Raw genomic sequence first — 17,832 nt, 5'->3', positions numbered from 1 at the left:
CTAGAAGTAACAGGTACAAAAAAGGGGCGTCACGCCCCTTTTCTACTTCAGCTTGTCGCTGGTGGTTTAGGTGCCTTGATGCGCAATTTACGCCACATCATGAAGACCATGATCAGCAAGAAGATCGCGTGGACCAGCCACAAACCGATTTCAAAACCCAATTGGCCATTACGAATCCAGCCGCGCGAGAGGTTGATCAGGTTCATATAGAGCAGACCTACCAGACCAGCCACCAGAATATTGCCTGAGCGTCCCATCCTGGGATTCACCGCTCCCAGAGGAATCGCCAGCAAGGCCAGATTCAGTGCCGCCAGGGGCAAAGCCAAGCGCCACATGATCTGTGAGCGCGCCTCGGCATCGTCATCACTGAGTAACAAGGTGGTTTGACGAGCCTTGATCTGCTGCTCGGCGCGGGCGCGAATCGTTTCAGCGGTATTGCCTGCATCACGGCTCTCCAGACGCATGCCGTAACTTTCGAAGTCCACCATACGGAATTCGGCCTGACCGGGCTTCAAGTCGTAGCGATGGCCTTCGCTCAAGACCAGAAAGCGATCGCCATTGGGCTGCTCTTCCATGCGAGCACTTTGCGCAGTCACAATGCTGAGCCACTGCGGGTCGATCACGCGGGCGATCACATTACCCAGCTCATCCCCTTCTTTTTCTGGGGAGTCGGCGTAAAACACACGGGCACCATCATCGGACTCGATGAACTGCCCGGCGGTCACTTTACTCAGGTCCGAGCGCTGCTCAAAACGCTGGCGGTACTCGGCAATCTGACGATAAGCCCAGGGCGAAGCCTGCAAGGTCAGAACGGCAATCAGAATGGCAACCGGCACTGCACACTGCAAAACGGGCGTTACCCAGTTTTTCAAGGACAGGCCGCTGGCAAACCAGACCACCATTTCGGATTCCCGAAAGCTGCGCGTCACGGTGGTGAGCACGGCAATGAACAGGGAAACGGCCAGAATAATCGGCAAGGCGGTAATACTGGAAAAGGCGGCCAGACCCAGCACCACGTCAGGGCCAATCGTGCCATTGGCCGCTTCGCCTAACAAACGCACCAGAAGTACACTAAGCCACACAATCAGCAAAGTGGACAGTACAACGCCACTGTGACTTAAGATTTCGGATACCGCAGAGCGTTTAAATAGAGACATATGAGAATTTGCGAGATAATCGCAGGTACGATTTGCGACACACTGAGGATAGTTGAATGGAATTTAGCACACAGACATCCGCTTCTTTGCACCAAATTAAGACGGCCGCACTAGGCGTAGGCGTCTTTGCCGAGGGCATTCTAAGCCCCGCAGCGGAACTTATCGACCGCGCCAGCAACGGAGCTGTGAGCGCTGCTGTCAAAGCCGAGTTTAAAGGCAAGCCCAATACCCACCTGGTGCTGCGCAATCTGCCCGGTGTTAAGGCCGAACGCGTTATTTTAGTCGGCTTAGGCGCTCAAGAGGAATACAAAGCAGCAACTCATACGCAAGCCCAGGCCTGCCTTGCTTCTTACTGCCTGAAAGCAGACCTGAAAGAAGCCGTTTCTGCCCTGGCCAGCATTGATTGCAAAGGCACCACCTTGCGCAGCCGCGCTCAGGACGCTGCCGTGGCCGTATGCCGCGCCAGCTACCGCTACACCGCCACGTTCAGCAAGCCCGAACCTGCTCCCCAACTGAACCAGTTCCTGCTGTGGACGGCCCGCACCCAAGCCAGCGAAGCCAAGGCGGGTCTGGAGCAAGGTCAGGCCATTGGTAACGGCGTCAACCTGACTCGCTTGCTGGCCGACCTGCCCGGCAATATCTGCACTCCTACCTACCTGGGCAAAACCGCCAAGCAGTTGGCCAAGGAATTCAAGACGCTGAAGGCCGAAGTGCTGGAGCGCAAGCAGATTGAAGCCTTGAAGATGGGCTCGTTTCTGTCGGTGGCCAAGGGCTCGGATGAACCGCCTGCGTTCATCGTGCTGCGCCACACCCCCAACACCAAGACCAAACACGAGGACGGTCCTATCGTTCTGGTGGGTAAGGGCCTGACCTTCGACTCGGGCGGTATTTCCATCAAGCCAGCCGGCAATATGGACGAGATGAAGTACGACATGGGCGGTGCTGCCAGCGTTCTAGGCACCATGCGCGCCATTGCCGAACTGAACATCGACCGTGAAGTGATCGCCGTGGTGGCTTCTTGCGAAAACATGCCCAGCGGCCGCGCCAATAAACCGGGCGACGTCGTGACCAGCATGTCTGGCCAGACCATCGAGATCCTGAACACGGACGCCGAAGGCCGTCTGGTTCTGTGCGATGCCCTGACCTACGTCGAGCGCTTCAAACCCGCTGCCGTGATCGATATGGCCACCCTGACCGGCGCTTGCGTGGTCGCTCTGGGCCACGTCAACACCGGCCTGTTCTCGACCGACGACGACCTGGCTGATGAACTGATGCAAGCTGGCAAGCAAACGGGTGACACGGCATGGCGCATGCCCATGGACGACGCTTACCAGGAGCAACTGCGCTCGAACTTTGCTGATATGGCCAATATTGGTGGCCCACCAGCCGGTTCGGTAACCGCTGCCTGCTTCCTGTCCCGCTTCACCAAAGCGTACCGCTGGGCTCACCTGGACATCGCCGGTACTGCCTGGCGCAGCGGCAAGGACAAGGGCGCCACAGGCCGTCCCGTGCCTTTGCTGGTTCAGTACCTGCTTAATCAGTGTCGCTAAGCATGAGCCGCGTCGATTTCGCTTTCGGCGCGCCAGATCGCTTGCGTATGGCCTGCGAGGTCGTGCGCAAGCACTACGAGGCGGGCCGTCAGGTGGTGGTGTATCTTTCCGATGCCCGCCAACTGGCCCGTTTCGATCGCCTGCTCTGGGGTTTTGAATCCACGGCTTTTGTCCCGCACGTCGGTGTGGAAGACCCCTTGGCAGCCACTACCCCTGTTTTGTTGACCAGTGCCGCCCCCGTGCCCTCAGGTGAGCAAAGCTGGCTGTTGAATCTGGATGCCCAATGCCCGCCCGGTTTTGAACAATTCCCGCGTATATTGGAAATTGTCTCCGAACGGGAAGCTGACCGTACCCAGGCTCGCGAACGCTGGCGTGTCTACCAGGCGCAAGGCTGCCAAGTGCATGCTCATAAACTGGGTGCTTGAATAATAAAGAAGATTCTTGATTATTCAGGTAGTTGTCAGTTATTCTTGACCACTGATCTCTCTGTATTCTAAGGACTCATCATGAGCGAATTTCGTCAATCAAGCTTGCCTGAGCATAACGGCACCCTGGGCGCCCAGTCGCTGATTGCTCGCAATCGCGTCCTGCGCAACACCTACTGGCTGCTGGCCCTGTCCATGATTCCCACCGTGCTGGGAGCCTTGCTGGGCCTGTCCTCCGGCATTAACCGGGTTATGGGCGCCAGCCCAGGCCTGAGCGCCATTGTTTTCCTGGTCGGTGCTTTTGGCCTGATGTTCATGATCGAAAAGAACAAGAACAGCTCGCTGGGTGTCGCCCTGCTGATGGCCTTTACCTTCTTCATGGGTGTGATGCTGTCCCGTCTGCTGGGCTTTGTCCTGGGCATGGGTAATGGCGCACAACTGATCATGCTGGCCTTTGGCGGTACCGCCGCGGTCTTTGGCGCCATGGCAACTATTGCCAGCACCACCAAGCGTGATTTCTCCGGCATGCAGAAATTCCTGTTTGTCGGTGCCGTTATCTTGCTGGTTGCGGCCTTGGCCAACATCTTCCTGCAACTGCCTGCGCTGATGCTGACCATCTCCGTGATGGCTATCGGTATCTTCTCGGCCTTCTTGCTGGTTGATCTGCAGCGCGTCATCAACGGTGGTGAAACCAACTACGTGTCGGCTACCCTGGCGATCTATCTGGACGTCTACAACATTTTCAGCAACCTGCTGGTGCTTTTAGGCGTGCTGGGCGGTAACCGCGAATAAGATCGCGGACCCCGCACTCCCCAAGCCCCCTTTTCGAAGGGGGCTTTTTTTATTATCCGCACGCTCAAGCACGCTGGCTTGAAAACCTGACCATGCCCCTCATCTGCTTGATCTTGCCCCAAGCTCATGGGGTCTTGAAGCGGCACGACCAGGCCTGAGCCATGGCAAAGGGAATCACCCTGACGCAGCGCCCTGTTTTTCGTGTCCTTGCTCAGACGCGCGGGTATAGTAAACCTTGTAGAAAATTTCCCCTTTGGAGAACACTGGTGGCAGTCTTTGAAACTCAACATATCGTCGACAATCTGCGCGGGGCCCGCGAAGAATGGCGACAGGCGCATCAACGCTTGAACGAGCTTGAAGGCCAGGAATTTCCGTCGGTACAAGCTTTGATTCAAGTGACCGAACAGCTCAAAGGCATTCTGTTTCCCATGCGCCTGGGCAGCCCGGAGCTGCGTCGCGAGTACGAAGATCACTTTGTCGGCCACCACCTGGGCCAGGCGCTCAATACGCTGCTGCAACAGGCGCGTATCGAGCTGCAACGCGCTGCCCTGCTCCGTGGCGACAAGCACGACCGTGAAACCATTGAAGAGCAGGCCCACAAAGCCATTCAGGCCTTTGCCAACAAGCTGCCAGACCTGCGCCGCACCCTGGATCTGGACGTGGTTGCTGCCTATCAAGGCGACCCGGCTGCCCGCAATGTGGACGAGGTACTGCTGTGCTATCCCGGCCTGCTGGCCATGATTCACCACCGCATCGCCCACGCTCTGACCAATCTGGGACTGCCCCTGACGGCGCGCATTATTGCAGAACTGGCCCACAGCCAGACCGGTATTGATATTCACCCCGGCGCGCAAATTGACCATTCCTGTTTCATCGACCACGGCACCGGCGTTGTGATTGGCGAGACCGCCATCATCGGCAAGCGGGTTCGTATTTATCAGGCCGTCACCCTGGGTGCCAAGCGCTTTAGCAAGGACGAAAAAGGCTTGCTGCTGAAAGGTCAGCCACGTCACCCCATCGTGGAAGACGACGTGGTTATTTACGCGGGTGCCACCATCCTGGGGCGCGTCACTCTGGGTGCAGGTTCTACGATTGGCGGTAATGTCTGGATTACGGAAGACGTACCAGCGGGTTGTTCGGTGACCCAGGCAAATTTGTTGCGCAATCAACCTGACTGCCCGGAGAAACTGCGCTAAGCAGCCTGCTTATATCGCGCAGGACCCAGTCTGGCACGGCCCGGACTATCTCCTCTAGAAGAGCCCCGCAGTAAAAAAAACGACTCCTGTCATGTCCTTCCAAAAAGCATGGATAGCTATCCAACTTTGGAGAGGGTCTTTCAGGAGTCATTTTATATTGGGTTCTGCATCATTCAGGAAGCCCCCAGAACGTCTGGGCAGACGCTAACTGCCCTTCAGCACTGGCTGGTACTAACAAGCAGAGTTTACGCCTTGGGAGGCGGCACAGGCGGTCCGGGTCGCCACATCTTGATGAAACCTTCCATAGCCATCAAGGAAATGGCAATCCAGATCGGAATATAGGTCCACCACTGATTCGCGTTCATGGGCTCGTCCAGCAGCAAATACGCCACCCAGAACAAGAGCACCGGCTCCACATAGCCCAGAATGCCAAACAAGGCCAAAGGCAACTGACGACTGGCAGACAGATAGCTGACCAACGCAACCGAGCTGATCAGGCCCAGAACCGGGACCTGCCAGATCAAGCGAGGCTGATCCGCGAACAGGCCCCACATCTGCGTGTCTTGAACAAATAGCAGCCAGCAAGCTGGCAGGAACAAGAAGCTCAGATCAAACCAGAGTGAAGCCAGCGAGCCCAGACGCAGATAACGGCGCAGCATGAAATAAGGTGGATAACCCACAACCACCACCGCTGTCGCCCAGGAGACGCTCCCTACGCGGAACAGCTCGTGCAGCACACCCACGCCGGCCAATGCCACAGCAATCCACTGAATGGTGCTCAATCTGTCTTTGTAGATCACCCGCCCTACCAGCACCATCATCAGCGGCAAGAGGAAGTAGCCCAGGGACACGTCCAGCGCCATCTGGTGCAAAGGCGCCCAGACAAAAATCCAGAGCTGCACCCCGACAAGGGCTGCAGCCAGCAAGAGCAAGGCAAAATAGCGCCAATTCCCGGGCCAGTGACGCAGTACCCAACGCACTTCCCGCCAGCGTCGTGCGCGAGTGATCACCAAAGCCAAGGCCGGCAGCCCCAGCACAATACGCCAGGCAAAAACCTGCTCGCCACTAAGCGGCTGCAAGACGGTGGCGTAGTAGTACAGGCAGGCAAATAACGCTGAGGCCAGGACCGACAGCAAAACACCTTGCTTCATGAGTGCGCCTCGCCCATTTTCTGACGCCGCAAATAAGCCTGCCCCACACTGAACAGACGATCGCGCTTTAACAAGGTATGCGTATCCAGTGCCTGCGCTTCGGGCGTCAGCATCAAAGCAGGCAAACCATCCAGCAAACGCTGCATCACATCCGGATGAGCGGCCATGAGCAAACCCAAAAACTGATCCGGCTCCCACAGGCTGATTCCCAGACGTCGCAGCTCGGAACGATTAAAGTCTTTCAGATTACGGGTCAGGATGCCGACCAGCTGATCGGGATAACGCTGCTGTGCCAAACGGGCAGTGGCGATCACATGCCAGTCCTTGGCATCGGAGTAGCGCAAGTCCTTCTTGAACTCGCTGCTATCGCCTAAATCGGCTTCGGGGTAACGCTGTTGCAGCGCTTCCCACTGCTCCTCGATAGAGGTGGGCATGACTTTCCACAGCCTGCCCGCATTGCGCCGCCATTCGTCCCCGATCACCGGACTCCAGACAGGCTTGAACAACTGCTCGTCAGCCAGGGCCAGGAGCAAGCGGCGCAGTACGTTGGAGATCAGTACGCAGGTATCCAGAACCAGCACGGAAGGAAGGGAGACGGCCATATCAATAGCGTTGCAGCTGCATAAGAACGGAGCGGGTATGCAAGGGACGACCCAGCAAGCTGTTCAGGCGTTCACGCAAGCGTATGCGCAACTCAGGCTCACCAACAGGATCGTCGAAGTCTGGCGTGGCTTCATCAAAGCCATACCCGGTTTCGGTCAGCAGCACCCACTCAAAGCGCCGCAAGGCCCCCGCCACGGGTGGACGAGGTATCTGGGCCAAGTGCACCAGAGCCTCTTCGTAGGCATCGAACAAAACAGGATGTGGGTCTTCACGCGGCAACAAACGAATCAACAATTCGTTCATGTACCAGGCCGACATCAGAGCACGACCTTTCAAGGGGCGAATCCCGGCGCAGTCCGCCCGTGTCAGCGTTTTGACTTCATTTTTGCCCGACCAGGCCAATAACAAAGGCTGAAACACAGACAAAGCAGGCCGCAAAATGGAATGCGGCCTTTTGGCGCCTTTCGCGACCAGAGGCACCAGCCCGTGGTTACGCGTAAAGGCATGACAGATCAGGGACGTTTCACGCCAGGCACTGGTGTGCAGTATGTAGCCCGCTTCGTCCTGAAAGCGATGACGGGGATTACTCATACCCCAGGTCGCGCAGGACCGCTTCACGATCGGACCAGCCCTTGCGCACCTTGATATACACATCCAGGAACACGGGCTTGTCGATCAGCTTGGCAATATCTTGGCGAGCTTCCGTAGCAATGCGCTTCATGTGCATGCCACCCGCTCCCAACAGAATCGGACGGTGGCTTTCGCGTTCTACGACCACGCAGGCCGAAATACGCGCGCCCTGCTCGTTCTCGTCCCATTGTTCGATAACCACGGTACACCCGTACGGCAGCTCGTCACCCACCAGGCGGAAGATCTTCTCGCGCAGCAGCTCCGAGGTAATGAAGCGCACCGAGCGGTCGGTAATGGTGTCAGCGTCAAACATGGCCTCACCTTCAGGCAGGCGGGAGGCGATCTCGTTCAGCAAAGGGTCCAGTTGCAGGCGCTTGGCAGCACTGACCGGAATCACGGCACCGTACTCGAACTCCTGCGACAGGCGGGCGATATAAGGCAGCAAATCATTCTTGCTTTTCAAGGCATCAACCTTGTTGATGACCAGAATGGTCTTGCCGCCTTTAGGCAGCATGGGCAGCAATTCGGCGTCCGAAGCGGACCACTTGCCGGCTTCAACCACATGCACCACCACGTCCACATCGGCCAGGGCCTGAGTCACGACGCGGTTCATCATGCGGTTCATGGCACCGCCGTGCTTGGTCTGAAAACCGGGGGTGTCCACAAACACCATTTGATCGTGATCACGCGTCAGCACACTGTTGATGCGGTGACGCGTGGTCTGCGCCTTGCGCGACACGATCGAAATCTTGCTGCCGATCAGGGCATTGGCCAGCGTGGACTTGCCGACATTCGGTCGTCCAACAATAGCCACGAAGCCGCAGCGAAAAGGGGTCTCTGTCATTCTGTTTCCTGCGACACTGCCACGGGCAATGTCAATTGTGAGGGGCGACGATGGCGACTGGCGCGCGTCGTCTTGGCTGGAAATTCAGCTTCTAAAATAGCAATGGCCTGCGTCGCGGCGGCTTGTTCAGCCGCGCGACGGCTGCTGCCACTGGCACGAACATGGATGTTGAGCTTGGCGATCGTGCATTCGATATCGAAGAGCTGATCGTGGGCTGCGCCATGGGTGGCCACCACGGTATACACCGGCAAATCCAGCTTGCGACCTTGCAGCAGCTCCTGCAGCAAGGTCTTGGGATCTTTCCCCAAGGTTTTGGGGTCCACATCTACCAGCATGGGCTCATAAAGCTGGGTGATGACGGTTTGGGCTTGCGTAAAGCCCGCGTCCAGAAAGACAGCGCCAAAAATGGCTTCCAGCGCGTCTGCCAGAATGGAGGGACGACGGAAACCACCGCTTTTCAGCTCCCCTTCCCCCAGACGCAAATAATCCGACAAACCCAGACGGGTAGCGATTTCCGCCAGAGCGGCCTGTTTGACCAGATTCGCTCGCAGGCGGGACAGATCGCCTTCATCAATGCGTTGGAAACGGTCGAACAACAAGGCCGCAACCGTGAAGTTCAAGACCGAATCCCCCAGGAACTCCAGCCGCTCGTTATGGCGAGCGCTGTGGCTACGATGGGTCAAGGCCTGCTCAAGCAGGCCTGTGTCTTTGAAGGAGTAGCCGATAGCGGCTTCAAGCAAAGCAAGACGTTTCATTAATGGAAGCGACCTATACGGCTAAGTTCGCGGAAATTCATCCAGATAAAGAAGGCGCGTCCCACAATATTCTCATCGGGCACAAAGCCCCAATAACGACTGTCCAGACTATTGTCGCGATTATCTCCCATGACAAAGTAATTACCTTCGGGCACCACACAAGAGATACCGTTGGAGAAGTACTCACAGGAGTCGCGGTTGGGGAACGCCACGATAGGCATCAAACCCTGAGGCTGAGTCTTGTTCAGCAAGATGTTGTGCTGCACTTTGCCCAGCTCTTCCAGATAGCGCCCAATGTAAGCGGAGCGATCCGGCTCGTAGTAATCGCCACTGCGCACTTGGGTAATGACTTGACCATTCACGGACAATACCTTGTCGCGGTACTCCACGCGGTCACCCGGCACACCAACCACACGCTTGATGTAATCCACTGTGGTATCAACGGGATAGCGGAACACAATCACATCGCCACGCTCGGGATGGCCCAAAGGCACAACCTTGGTACCACTGACAGGCAGGCGAATGCCGTACTCGTATTTGTTCACCAGAATCAAATCGCCATTTTTCAGCGTGGGCAACATGGAGCCCGACGGAATGCGAAAAGGCTCGATGATAAAAGAGCGCAATACAAACACGAACAGAATGACTGGGAAAAAACTGACGCCATACTCAATCCACCACGGCATGCGGTTGGCCTGGTCATAAGCGTCCTGGCGCAGTTGCTGCAAGTGCTCGGGGTCTTGAGCTGCCGTTTCCGGTACCGCCTGCATCGCGGCCTGCGCACGCGCCAGACGGCGCGAGCGCAGGGAGAAACGATCCAAAAACCAGATTGCGCCGGTCAGTATCAGCAGTACAAACAAAATCAGAGCGAAATCCCAGCTCATCGGTTTCCTTTAAAGAAATTAAAGCAGTCCTGGCTGTGGTCGGCTTGAGCTGCCGACCAGAGCATTACTTATCCTCGACCTGCAAAATTGCCAAAAAGGCTTCCTGCGGAATTTCCACGTTCCCAACTTGCTTCATCCGCTTCTTACCGGCTTTTTGCTTCTCAAGCAGCTTTTTCTTACGAGAAATATCGCCGCCATAACACTTGGCCAGCACGTTCTTGCGCAATGCCTTGACGTTTTCGCGAGAAATAACTTCGGCGCCAATGGCAGCCTGAATCGCAATATCAAACATCTGCCGCGGAATCAGAGAGCGCATCTTGGCGACCACTTCGCGTCCACGGTAACGGGCGTTGCTACGGTGCACAATCATGGACAGGGCATCAACCCGGTCGCCGTTGATCAGGATATCAACCTTGACCACATCGGCCGAACGGTATTCCTTGAACTCGTAGTCCATGGAAGCGTAGCCGCGCGATACCGATTTGAGTCGGTCAAAGAAGTCCAGCACGATCTCGGCCAGAGGCATCTCATAGACCAGGTTCACCTGACGGCCATGATAGGTCATATTTAACTGCAAACCGCGCTTGGCTGTACACAGGGTCATGACCGGGCCTACGTATTCCTGCGGCATTAGCAGCGAAACCACAACAATAGGCTCGCGCACGTCTTCGATATGGGCCACTTCCGGCATGCGGGAAGGGCTTTCAATCATCAAGACTTCGCCGTCACGACGCTCGACCTCGTACACCACCGACGGTGCGGTGGTGATGATATCCATGTCGAATTCGCGCTCCAGACGCTCCTGGACGATTTCCATATGAAGCAGGCCCAGGAAGCCGCAACGGAAACCAAAACCCAGCGCCTGGGACACTTCGGGCTCGAACATCAGGGACGAGTCGTTCAGCTTGAGCTTTTCCAGAGAGTCGCGCAGCTGGTCGTACTCACTGCTTTCCACCGGGTACAAACCGGCAAACACCTGAGGCTTCACTTCCTTGAAGCCCGGCAAGGCTTTTTCAGCCGGTTTGCCGGCCAAAGTGATGGTGTCACCAACCTTGGCGTGTTCCAGCTCTTTAATGCCGGCAATAATGAAACCCACCTCGCCTGCAGACAGATGAGGACGGTTTTCAGACTTGGGGGTAAAGACACCGATATGCTCGACCAGGTGCGTCGCACGGGTGGCCATCAGCAGAATTTTTTCCTTGGGCTTGAGCACACCGTTGACGATGCGCACCAGCATGACCACGCCCACGTAATTGTCAAACCAGGAGTCAATGATCAGGGCTTGCAAGGGAGCGGTCGGATCACCCACTGGCGGGGGAACACGCGCCACGATGGTTTCCAGGATCTCGTCGATACCCAGGCCGGTTTTCGCACTGGCGGCAATTGCGTCACTGGCATCAATGCCAATCACGTCTTCCACTTCCTGGCGAGCTGCATCCGGGTCAGCCGAAGGCAAGTCCATTTTGTTGAGCACTGGAATCACTTCCACGCCCTGATCCAAAGCGGTATAGCAGTTGGCTACAGTCTGCGCTTCCACACCTTGGGAAGCGTCCACGACCAGCAAGGCACCTTCACAGGCCGACAAGGAACGGCTGACTTCATAGGAGAAGTCAACGTGGCCGGGGGTGTCGATCAGGTTCAGGTTGTATACCTTGCCATCCTGAGCCTTGTAGTGCAAAGCGGCGGTCTGGGCCTTAATCGTGATGCCACGCTCTTTCTCGATGTCCATCGAATCCAGAACCTGGGTCGACATCTCGCGGTCGGCCAGGCCACCACAGCGTTGGATCAGGCGGTCAGCCAAGGTCGATTTGCCATGATCGATGTGGGCAATAATAGAGAAATTGCGGATGTGATCCATAAACCCGTTAATAAACAAAGAAAATGTTGAGGCGCAATGCCAGAGAGACGGCACAAGAAAGGGGCGCCCATGACGCCCCTTTTCAGTCCACGCGCCGAAAACGCAAGACCCGTCCTGTCAGACGGGCGCACGTGGAGCCAGTATCCATTCGGGGCAAACTGCCCCCGCGAATAGCGGCGGAAAAACTCCGGCCCCTGGCCGGAGTTCATCAATGACTACCATTTTAGCCGTTTTACAGAATTTTTATTTCGATGGCGTAATCAAAACCCATTGCGACTGCCCTGCACGCAAAACCAGCAAGGCTGCTGCTTTGGATTTATCCAAGGAAGCCACCATTTTAGCGTATTGATCCGGCGTCCCTACGTCTTTATCGTTGACACGCAAAATCAGGTCACCAGGCTGCAGACCGGCTTCGCTGGCAGGGGCCGTGGCCTCTGTCACCTGAACCGCACTTTCCACGCCCAAACGCTTCAGATCAGCAGCAGGAACTGCCGTCACTTTCAAGCCAAAGGCATCGGCCGTGCTGGCAGCAGGATTGTCTTTCTCGTCCTTGGCGGCAGCAGTTGGGCTGCTGGAAGGCATTTCTTCGACATCAATCTTGATGGTCTGCAACTTGCCCTTGCGCCAGATTTCCAGTGTGGAGCTTTGACCAGGCTTGGTGCCTCCCACAATACGGGGCAGGTCTGTCATTTGATCAATGGTGCGACCGTTGAACTTCAGGATCACGTCGCCAGACTGAATACCGGCCTTGGCGGCAGGACCGCCCTCTTCCACGCTGCTGACCAAGGCACCCTTGCTGTCTTTCAGACCCAGCGCGGTAGCGACATCATCGGCTACCGGAGTGATCTGCACACCGATACGACCGCGAGTCACCTTGCCGTCAGACTTGAGCTGCTCGACCACATTCATGGCTTCGTCGATAGGAATGGCCAGGGAAATACCCATGAAGCCACCGCTACGCGAAATGATCTGGGAGTTCACACCCACTACTTCGCCATTCAGATTGATCAGCGGACCCCCGGAGTTACCGGGGTTCACAGCCACGTCGGTCTGAATGAAAGGCAGGTAATCGCCCGTTTCACGGTTGATGGCGCTGACAATCCCGGAAGTCACGGTGGATTCCAGACCGAAGGGCGAGCCAATAGCCAGAACCCACTGTCCTTTCTTGAGCTGCTTGGAATCACCGATCACCATGGGCTTCAGGTCTTTGGCTTCGATCTTGATCAGGGCCACGTCGGTGCGCTCGTCCGTCCCGATGATCTTGGCTGGATATTCCTTGCCGTTGCTCAGCGTGACGAAAATGCCATTGGAGTCGGCCACCACATGGTTATTGGTCAGGATGTAGCCGTCAGCAGAGATGATGAAACCCGAACCCACACCACGTGGCACTGTGCGCTCTTGAGGCTGCTGGCCTTCATTGCCACCGCCACGAGGGCGCTGCGGCGCCATGCCGGGCGGCATGAAATCGGGCCCAAAGAACCAGCGGAACATATCATAAGGATCCGAGCCCGGACCCATGGCGGGGGAGCGCACCCGGACGGCCTCGGTGGTACGGATATTGACTACTCCATCCTCGGTCTTGGCAACAACGCCAGTAAAGTCAGGCAGCCCCAGCGTCGTGCTCTGGACTTGCTCGGTTGTCGTGACAGGCTGAGCCTGCGCGTAGGCCATAGGCGCACCCGCCGCCAGCATCACGGCCGCCGTCAAGGCCGAGAGAACAGGAATACGCATTTTTTGACTCGATTTTTCCATTCAAAGACTCCTGGTGGACGATAGTCAATGTGTCCGGGATAGAGGGGTGAACTGGGTACCTTCCAGCAAGGCGCGCAAGGTCTGTACAGGTACGGCACCCGTGCTGGTCAAAACATAATCATTAATGCGACTGCGGTACATATTCATGGAGCCACGGTGAAAGGCACCCAGGCTGTTTTCTTCTGCTTCAGGGGTCCCTACCTTCTCCAGAAACACGGAAATGGCAGCCAGACCATCAGACAACATCAAATGGGTAACCTGACGCCCCGCACGCATGGGCCGGAGCATTTCGGACCGCAAGGTAAAACCGGCAGGCATGGCCAGATGCCAACCCAGCTCGTTCAAATCTATTTTTCGTACTTCGGGTTCGACCACTTCCCACTTGCTGGGGTTCCAACTGGTACGCAGTTCCTGCAAATCCACCTGCTCGCCAAAGGCAACAGAGGCAAAAGCGATCTGATCCACTACCTCTTGTTGTGGGTCCAGAGTCTGCATTTTCAATAGCAAATGATGATCGGTATCGGCACACACGCGGTAGCCGTAACGCTGATCATCCTTGGGAACCAGCTCGATCAGGTCGCAAGGGCGACCGGCCACGCGCTCGCGCGATGGCAAGCGGCGCATATCGTAAAAATTGGGTAATTGGCTGACATCACCAACCAGAAAACTGGGAAAGCGTTCGTTTTCACGACGCTCGATCACCACCATTTTCTTTTCGGGAATCAGGCATTGGGTGACTTCGTTCTGACGCAGAAACTCGCGCGGCTCGCCGTCCAGAATCTCCAGACGCTCGCGCTCGCCGGTACCATCAATAATGTGGACCAGTTTCATGGACTGGCTGGCCTGATCCTGGGTGTAAATAATGACCCCGGAATAATCCAGGTCACGCGCCGCTTTATGGACTTTCTGCAACCAGGGCAGATCCAGGGGCTCCAGCCCGCTGGCATCCTGAGCCAGTACAGGTGTGCACAGCACCGCCAGAGAAAGGGCAAACAAGCCCTTATAGAGACGCGCCAAGCCCATCTGCGACGGCATACGTACAGACCTCATTGACCCAGGGCTCCACTTTCAAAGGAAACATGGCGTACCGGACCGGTACCAACAAAGTCGCGGTGCAAATCCGCGTAATCATTCCAGAGCTGATCATCCTGGGCGCTGGCCACCAGCGTGCCTGGCACGGAGTTCACCCCCATATACGGCAGGCCTACCCACAAGGCGGCAGCCACGGCAGCCACCACGGCCAGGCCGCTGACACCATAGCGCTGCACCAAGGGTCGTTTCATGGCATTCGGGGCGAGCACGGTAGGCTCTTCGTCAATTGCTTTGGACAGACGCGCGTAAAAGCGATCCGACGTACGGATCGCCAGCGCATCGGTACGCATGACGTCACCAATCAAATGGTAGGTATCCCAGACTTGACGCCCGTAGGGGGAGTCCAGTTCCTCGGGGCGTATTTCAGCCTCGCCATCCACCCAGGAAGACACGGCGGCCTCCCAGGCATTGAGTTGATCATCATCGGAATGGGATTTCAGGGCTTGCATCATCAATCCTTACCACCGTCGTTCACTATCTTCACCATCGAGTATGGGACGCAATTGCGCAGCAATGGCGTCACGGGCTCGAAAGATGCGTGAGCGTACAGTTCCTATAGGGCAGTCCATGGTCTGAGCAATATCTTCGTAGCTCATACCTTCTATTTCACGTAGCACGATAGCCGTCCGCAACTCTTCGGGCAGTGCCTGGATCGCTGTATTTACCGTTTCAGCAATCTGGCGACTGACCATCATGGATTCTGGCGTGCTTATATCGCTTAGGTTGTCGATTCGGTCAAAAGTTTCACCTTCTTCAGTTTCGACGTTCTGCAAAGTATTGGGACGTCGGGCGGCCGAGGCCTGCCAGTTACGGGCCGTGTTGATCGCAATGCGGTACAGCCAGGTGTAAAAAGCACTCTCGCCCCGGAACTGGGGAAGAGCTCGGTACGCTTTGATGAAGGTTTCCTGAGCCACGTCCTCGACTTCAGACGGGTCACGTACCATGCGGCTGAGCAGACGCATGATCTTGCGCTGGTACTTCAGTACCAGCAGGTCAAAGGCTCGCTTATCCCCACGCTGAACACGTGCAACTAGTTCGGCATCGGTATCGCGTTCACTCATTAAGAATCCTTATTCTGAGCACGGACCTGATGAGACAGTCGGTTGGCACATAGAGACAAGGCCCACCAGTCCTGCTGCGACTGGGCGCGGCGCCATACGGTCACGGTACGGCAAGCCTTGGTGCAATCACGGCGCAAACGCAAGGTCATGAACCAGGCACAACGCCAGATCTGCTCTATTTGCACGGACTCCTTTGCTGCCCCCTCGCACTGCAAGGAGTATAGCCCTGCACGATGCGCTAGTGTAGCGCGCTCATCCCATGCCCCACGACTGCGAGCATACAAAAAATAAGCCCACAAAGCACCTGCCAATATTGCCAGGGCCCAGGGCCATTGCCAGCTAGACATTGTCCAGGCCAGGCCTGCTGCAAGCAAGGCACAGACAAAAGCGCCCAGTCGGCGCACCGGAGCCGGAGCTCCGATCGACCAGGACTGGGCGTTACGAGTGGGGCAGTCTAACTTAGCGAAGACGACGAACCACCATCGAACCGTTAGTGCCGCCAAACCCGAAAGAGTTGGACAGAGCAACATCAATCTTCATGTCACGCGCCTGGTTGGCGCAGTAATCCAAGTCGCAGGCAGGGTCCTGGTTGAAGATGTTGATGGTTGGAGGCGAGATCTGGTTATACACCGCCAAGGTGGTGAACACCGCTTCAATACCACCGGCCGCACCCAGCAGGTGACCCGTCATGGACTTGGTGGAGTTGACCACCAGCTTGTAAGCGTGATCGCCAAAAGCCAGTTTCAATGCTTCGGACTCGTTCACGTCGCCCAGTGGCGTAGAAGTACCGTGTGCGTTGACGTACTGAACTTCGTCAGCGTTGATGCCACCGTTACGCAAGGCATTCATCACGCCACGACGCGGACCGTCACGGTCAGGCGAAGTGATGTGGTGAGCGTCAGAGCTCATGCCGTAGCCGGAGAACTCGCCGTAAATGCGTGCGCCACGTTTCTTGGCATGCTCGTACTCTTCCAACACCAGCACACCAGCGCCCTCACCCAGTACGAAGCCGTCACGGTCCATGTCCCAAGGACGCGAGGCTGTTTCAGGATCGTCGTTACGGGTGGACAGAGCACGCATGGCGGCAAAACCGCCAATGCCCAGAGGGGACACGGTGGATTCGGCACCGCCGGCAATCATCACATCAGCGTCGCCATACTCGATCAAGCGAGCAGCGTCACCAATGGAGTGCAGACCAGTTGTACATGCCGACACAACAGCGTAGCTAGGACCTTTCAGGCCCAGGCCGATGGACAGTTGGCCAGACACCAGATTGACCAGGGAGCCAGGCACAAAGAACGGAGAAATCCGACGTGGGCCCCGTTCCAGATAATCTTTTTGGGTTTCTTCAATGCGGGGCAAACCACCAATCCCCGAACCGACGATAACGCCCACACGCTCAGCATTGATGCTGTTGATATCCAGACCGCAATCCTTCCAGGCCTGCATACCTGCCACCACGCCGTAATGGATAAAGGTATCCATCTGCTTGGCTTCTTTGGACGAAATGTATGGTGTTAAATCAAAATCCTTGACCTCACCCGCTATCTGGGCTGTTAGGGCCGAAGGATCGAAACGGGTAATACGCCCGATGCCCGAACGCCCATTGACGATGTTATCCCACGCGGTAGGAATATCGTTGCCGACCGGGGAAACAATACCCAGCCCGGTAATCACGACACGTCGTTTCACGGATGACTCCTAAACACAAAAAAAGCGGTTTAAAGGGAATAACTGCGTCTTGCAAGCTAAAGCCGCCGGGCACAGGCTACTCTCTGGAAACCGCTCTGGAGCGAGGGCGTGCACAATGCCGCCCACCCTCTTAATTGAACTTACTGCTTGCTGTGAGAATTGATGTAGTCCACAGCTTGCTGGACCGTCGTGATTTTCTCAGCTTCTTCGTCTGGTATTTCGGTTTCGAATTCGTCTTCGAGCGCCATCACGAGCTCGACCATGTCGAGCGAGTCGGCACCGAGGTCGTCGAGAAAAGAAGATTCGTTTTTGATCTCGGCTTCGTTAACGCCAAGTTGTTCAGCGACGATCTTCTTGACGCGCTGTTCGATGCTTTCCATGCAGATTCTC

19 protein-coding genes are annotated in these 17,832 nt (G+C 56.4%); 4 read left to right on the top strand and 15 right to left on the bottom strand.

The window, feature by feature from the left end:
- Positions 1-47: 47 nt before the first annotated feature.
- On the bottom strand, positions 48-1,157 hold the full coding sequence (gene lptF, locus ACFPDR_RS05535; RefSeq protein WP_035272521.1) for an LPS export ABC transporter permease LptF: 1,110 nt from the start codon (positions 1,155-1,157) through the stop codon (positions 48-50).
- A gap of 56 nt (positions 1,158-1,213) precedes the next feature.
- On the opposite strand from lptF, the gene ACFPDR_RS05530 reads away from it, so the two are divergent.
- From ACFPDR_RS05530 to epsC, 4 genes are all read left to right on the top strand, one after another.
- Positions 1,214-2,707, top strand: coding sequence for a leucyl aminopeptidase (locus tag ACFPDR_RS05530; protein WP_035272520.1), 1,494 nt, complete (start codon positions 1,214-1,216; stop codon positions 2,705-2,707).
- Between the two features lie 2 nt (positions 2,708-2,709).
- Positions 2,710-3,132 (top strand): DNA polymerase III subunit chi, encoded by a 423-nt coding sequence (locus ACFPDR_RS05525; RefSeq protein WP_376910772.1) that lies wholly within the window; start codon positions 2,710-2,712, stop codon positions 3,130-3,132.
- 81 nt (positions 3,133-3,213) lie between these two features.
- Entirely contained in the window at positions 3,214-3,924 is a 711-nt protein-coding gene (locus tag ACFPDR_RS05520; RefSeq protein ID WP_374697267.1) for a Bax inhibitor-1/YccA family protein, read from the top strand.
- A gap of 266 nt (positions 3,925-4,190) precedes the next feature.
- Complete coding sequence (epsC, locus tag ACFPDR_RS05515) at positions 4,191-5,120, top strand: serine O-acetyltransferase EpsC (RefSeq protein ID WP_374697268.1); 930 nt, start codon at positions 4,191-4,193, stop codon at positions 5,118-5,120.
- 245 nt (positions 5,121-5,365) lie between these two features.
- On the opposite strand, the gene rarD is transcribed toward epsC, so the two are convergent.
- The 14 genes from rarD to acpP form a co-directional block, all read right to left on the bottom strand.
- A complete protein-coding gene (rarD, locus tag ACFPDR_RS05510; RefSeq protein WP_376910769.1) occupies positions 5,366-6,271 on the bottom strand; it encodes an EamA family transporter RarD in 906 nt (301 codons plus the stop codon).
- Positions 6,268-6,873, bottom strand: a complete 606-nt coding sequence (locus ACFPDR_RS05505) for a PIN domain-containing protein (RefSeq protein WP_203145618.1) — start codon at positions 6,871-6,873, stop codon at positions 6,268-6,270. The genes rarD and ACFPDR_RS05505 overlap by 4 nt, the downstream gene beginning before the upstream one ends.
- A 1-nt stretch (position 6,874) precedes the next feature.
- Positions 6,875-7,465, bottom strand: a complete 591-nt coding sequence (recO, locus tag ACFPDR_RS05500; protein ID WP_026483095.1) for a DNA repair protein RecO — start codon at positions 7,463-7,465, stop codon at positions 6,875-6,877.
- Positions 7,458-8,348 (bottom strand): GTPase Era, encoded by an 891-nt coding sequence (gene era, locus ACFPDR_RS05495; protein WP_026483096.1) that lies wholly within the window; start codon positions 8,346-8,348, stop codon positions 7,458-7,460. The genes recO and era overlap by 8 nt, the downstream gene beginning before the upstream one ends.
- Positions 8,345-9,103 carry a ribonuclease III gene (gene rnc, locus ACFPDR_RS05490; protein WP_009456563.1) on the bottom strand — a complete coding sequence of 253 codons (759 nt, stop codon included), beginning with the start codon at positions 9,101-9,103 and terminating at the stop codon, positions 8,345-8,347. The genes era and rnc overlap by 4 nt, the downstream gene beginning before the upstream one ends.
- Positions 9,103-9,987, bottom strand: coding sequence for a signal peptidase I (gene lepB / locus ACFPDR_RS05485; RefSeq protein ID WP_009456564.1), 885 nt, complete (start codon positions 9,985-9,987; stop codon positions 9,103-9,105). The genes rnc and lepB overlap by 1 nt, the downstream gene beginning before the upstream one ends.
- A gap of 64 nt (positions 9,988-10,051) precedes the next feature.
- Entirely contained in the window at positions 10,052-11,845 is a 1,794-nt protein-coding gene (gene lepA, locus ACFPDR_RS05480) for a translation elongation factor 4 (protein WP_009456571.1), read from the bottom strand.
- Positions 11,846-12,088: 243 nt separating this feature from the next.
- Positions 12,089-13,597, bottom strand: coding sequence for a DegQ family serine endoprotease (locus ACFPDR_RS05475; RefSeq protein WP_060186494.1), 1,509 nt, complete (start codon positions 13,595-13,597; stop codon positions 12,089-12,091).
- Between the two features lie 24 nt (positions 13,598-13,621).
- On the bottom strand, positions 13,622-14,647 hold the full coding sequence (locus ACFPDR_RS05470; RefSeq protein ID WP_230940648.1) for a MucB/RseB C-terminal domain-containing protein: 1,026 nt from the start codon (positions 14,645-14,647) through the stop codon (positions 13,622-13,624).
- The gene (locus ACFPDR_RS05465) at positions 14,644-15,141 is read right to left on the bottom strand and encodes a sigma-E factor negative regulatory protein (RefSeq protein ID WP_009456577.1); all 498 of its coding nucleotides are present in this window, start codon (positions 15,139-15,141) and stop codon (positions 14,644-14,646) included. The genes ACFPDR_RS05470 and ACFPDR_RS05465 overlap by 4 nt, the downstream gene beginning before the upstream one ends.
- A gap of 6 nt (positions 15,142-15,147) precedes the next feature.
- Complete coding sequence (gene rpoE / locus ACFPDR_RS05460) at positions 15,148-15,750, bottom strand: RNA polymerase sigma factor RpoE (protein WP_009456579.1); 603 nt, start codon at positions 15,748-15,750, stop codon at positions 15,148-15,150.
- The gene (locus ACFPDR_RS05455; protein ID WP_226349219.1) at positions 15,750-15,935 is read right to left on the bottom strand and encodes a hypothetical protein; all 186 of its coding nucleotides are present in this window, start codon (positions 15,933-15,935) and stop codon (positions 15,750-15,752) included. Before ACFPDR_RS05455 ends, rpoE begins: the two co-directional genes overlap by 1 nt.
- A 274-nt stretch (positions 15,936-16,209) precedes the next feature.
- Positions 16,210-17,442: a beta-ketoacyl-ACP synthase II gene (gene fabF / locus ACFPDR_RS05450; RefSeq protein WP_021446869.1), complete on the bottom strand. Its 1,233-nt coding sequence runs from the start codon at positions 17,440-17,442 to the stop codon at positions 16,210-16,212.
- Positions 17,443-17,582: 140 nt separating this feature from the next.
- The gene (gene acpP, locus ACFPDR_RS05445) at positions 17,583-17,822 is read right to left on the bottom strand and encodes an acyl carrier protein (protein ID WP_003800961.1); all 240 of its coding nucleotides are present in this window, start codon (positions 17,820-17,822) and stop codon (positions 17,583-17,585) included.
- Between the last annotated feature and the right edge of the window lie 10 nt (positions 17,823-17,832).

Source organism: Alcaligenes sp. GCM10023179 (genome assembly GCF_042653705.1).
In the GTDB taxonomy this organism is placed as follows: domain Bacteria; phylum Pseudomonadota; class Gammaproteobacteria; order Burkholderiales; family Burkholderiaceae_B; genus Alcaligenes; species Alcaligenes phenolicus.
This window is presented reverse-complemented; position numbering and strand designations above follow the sequence as displayed.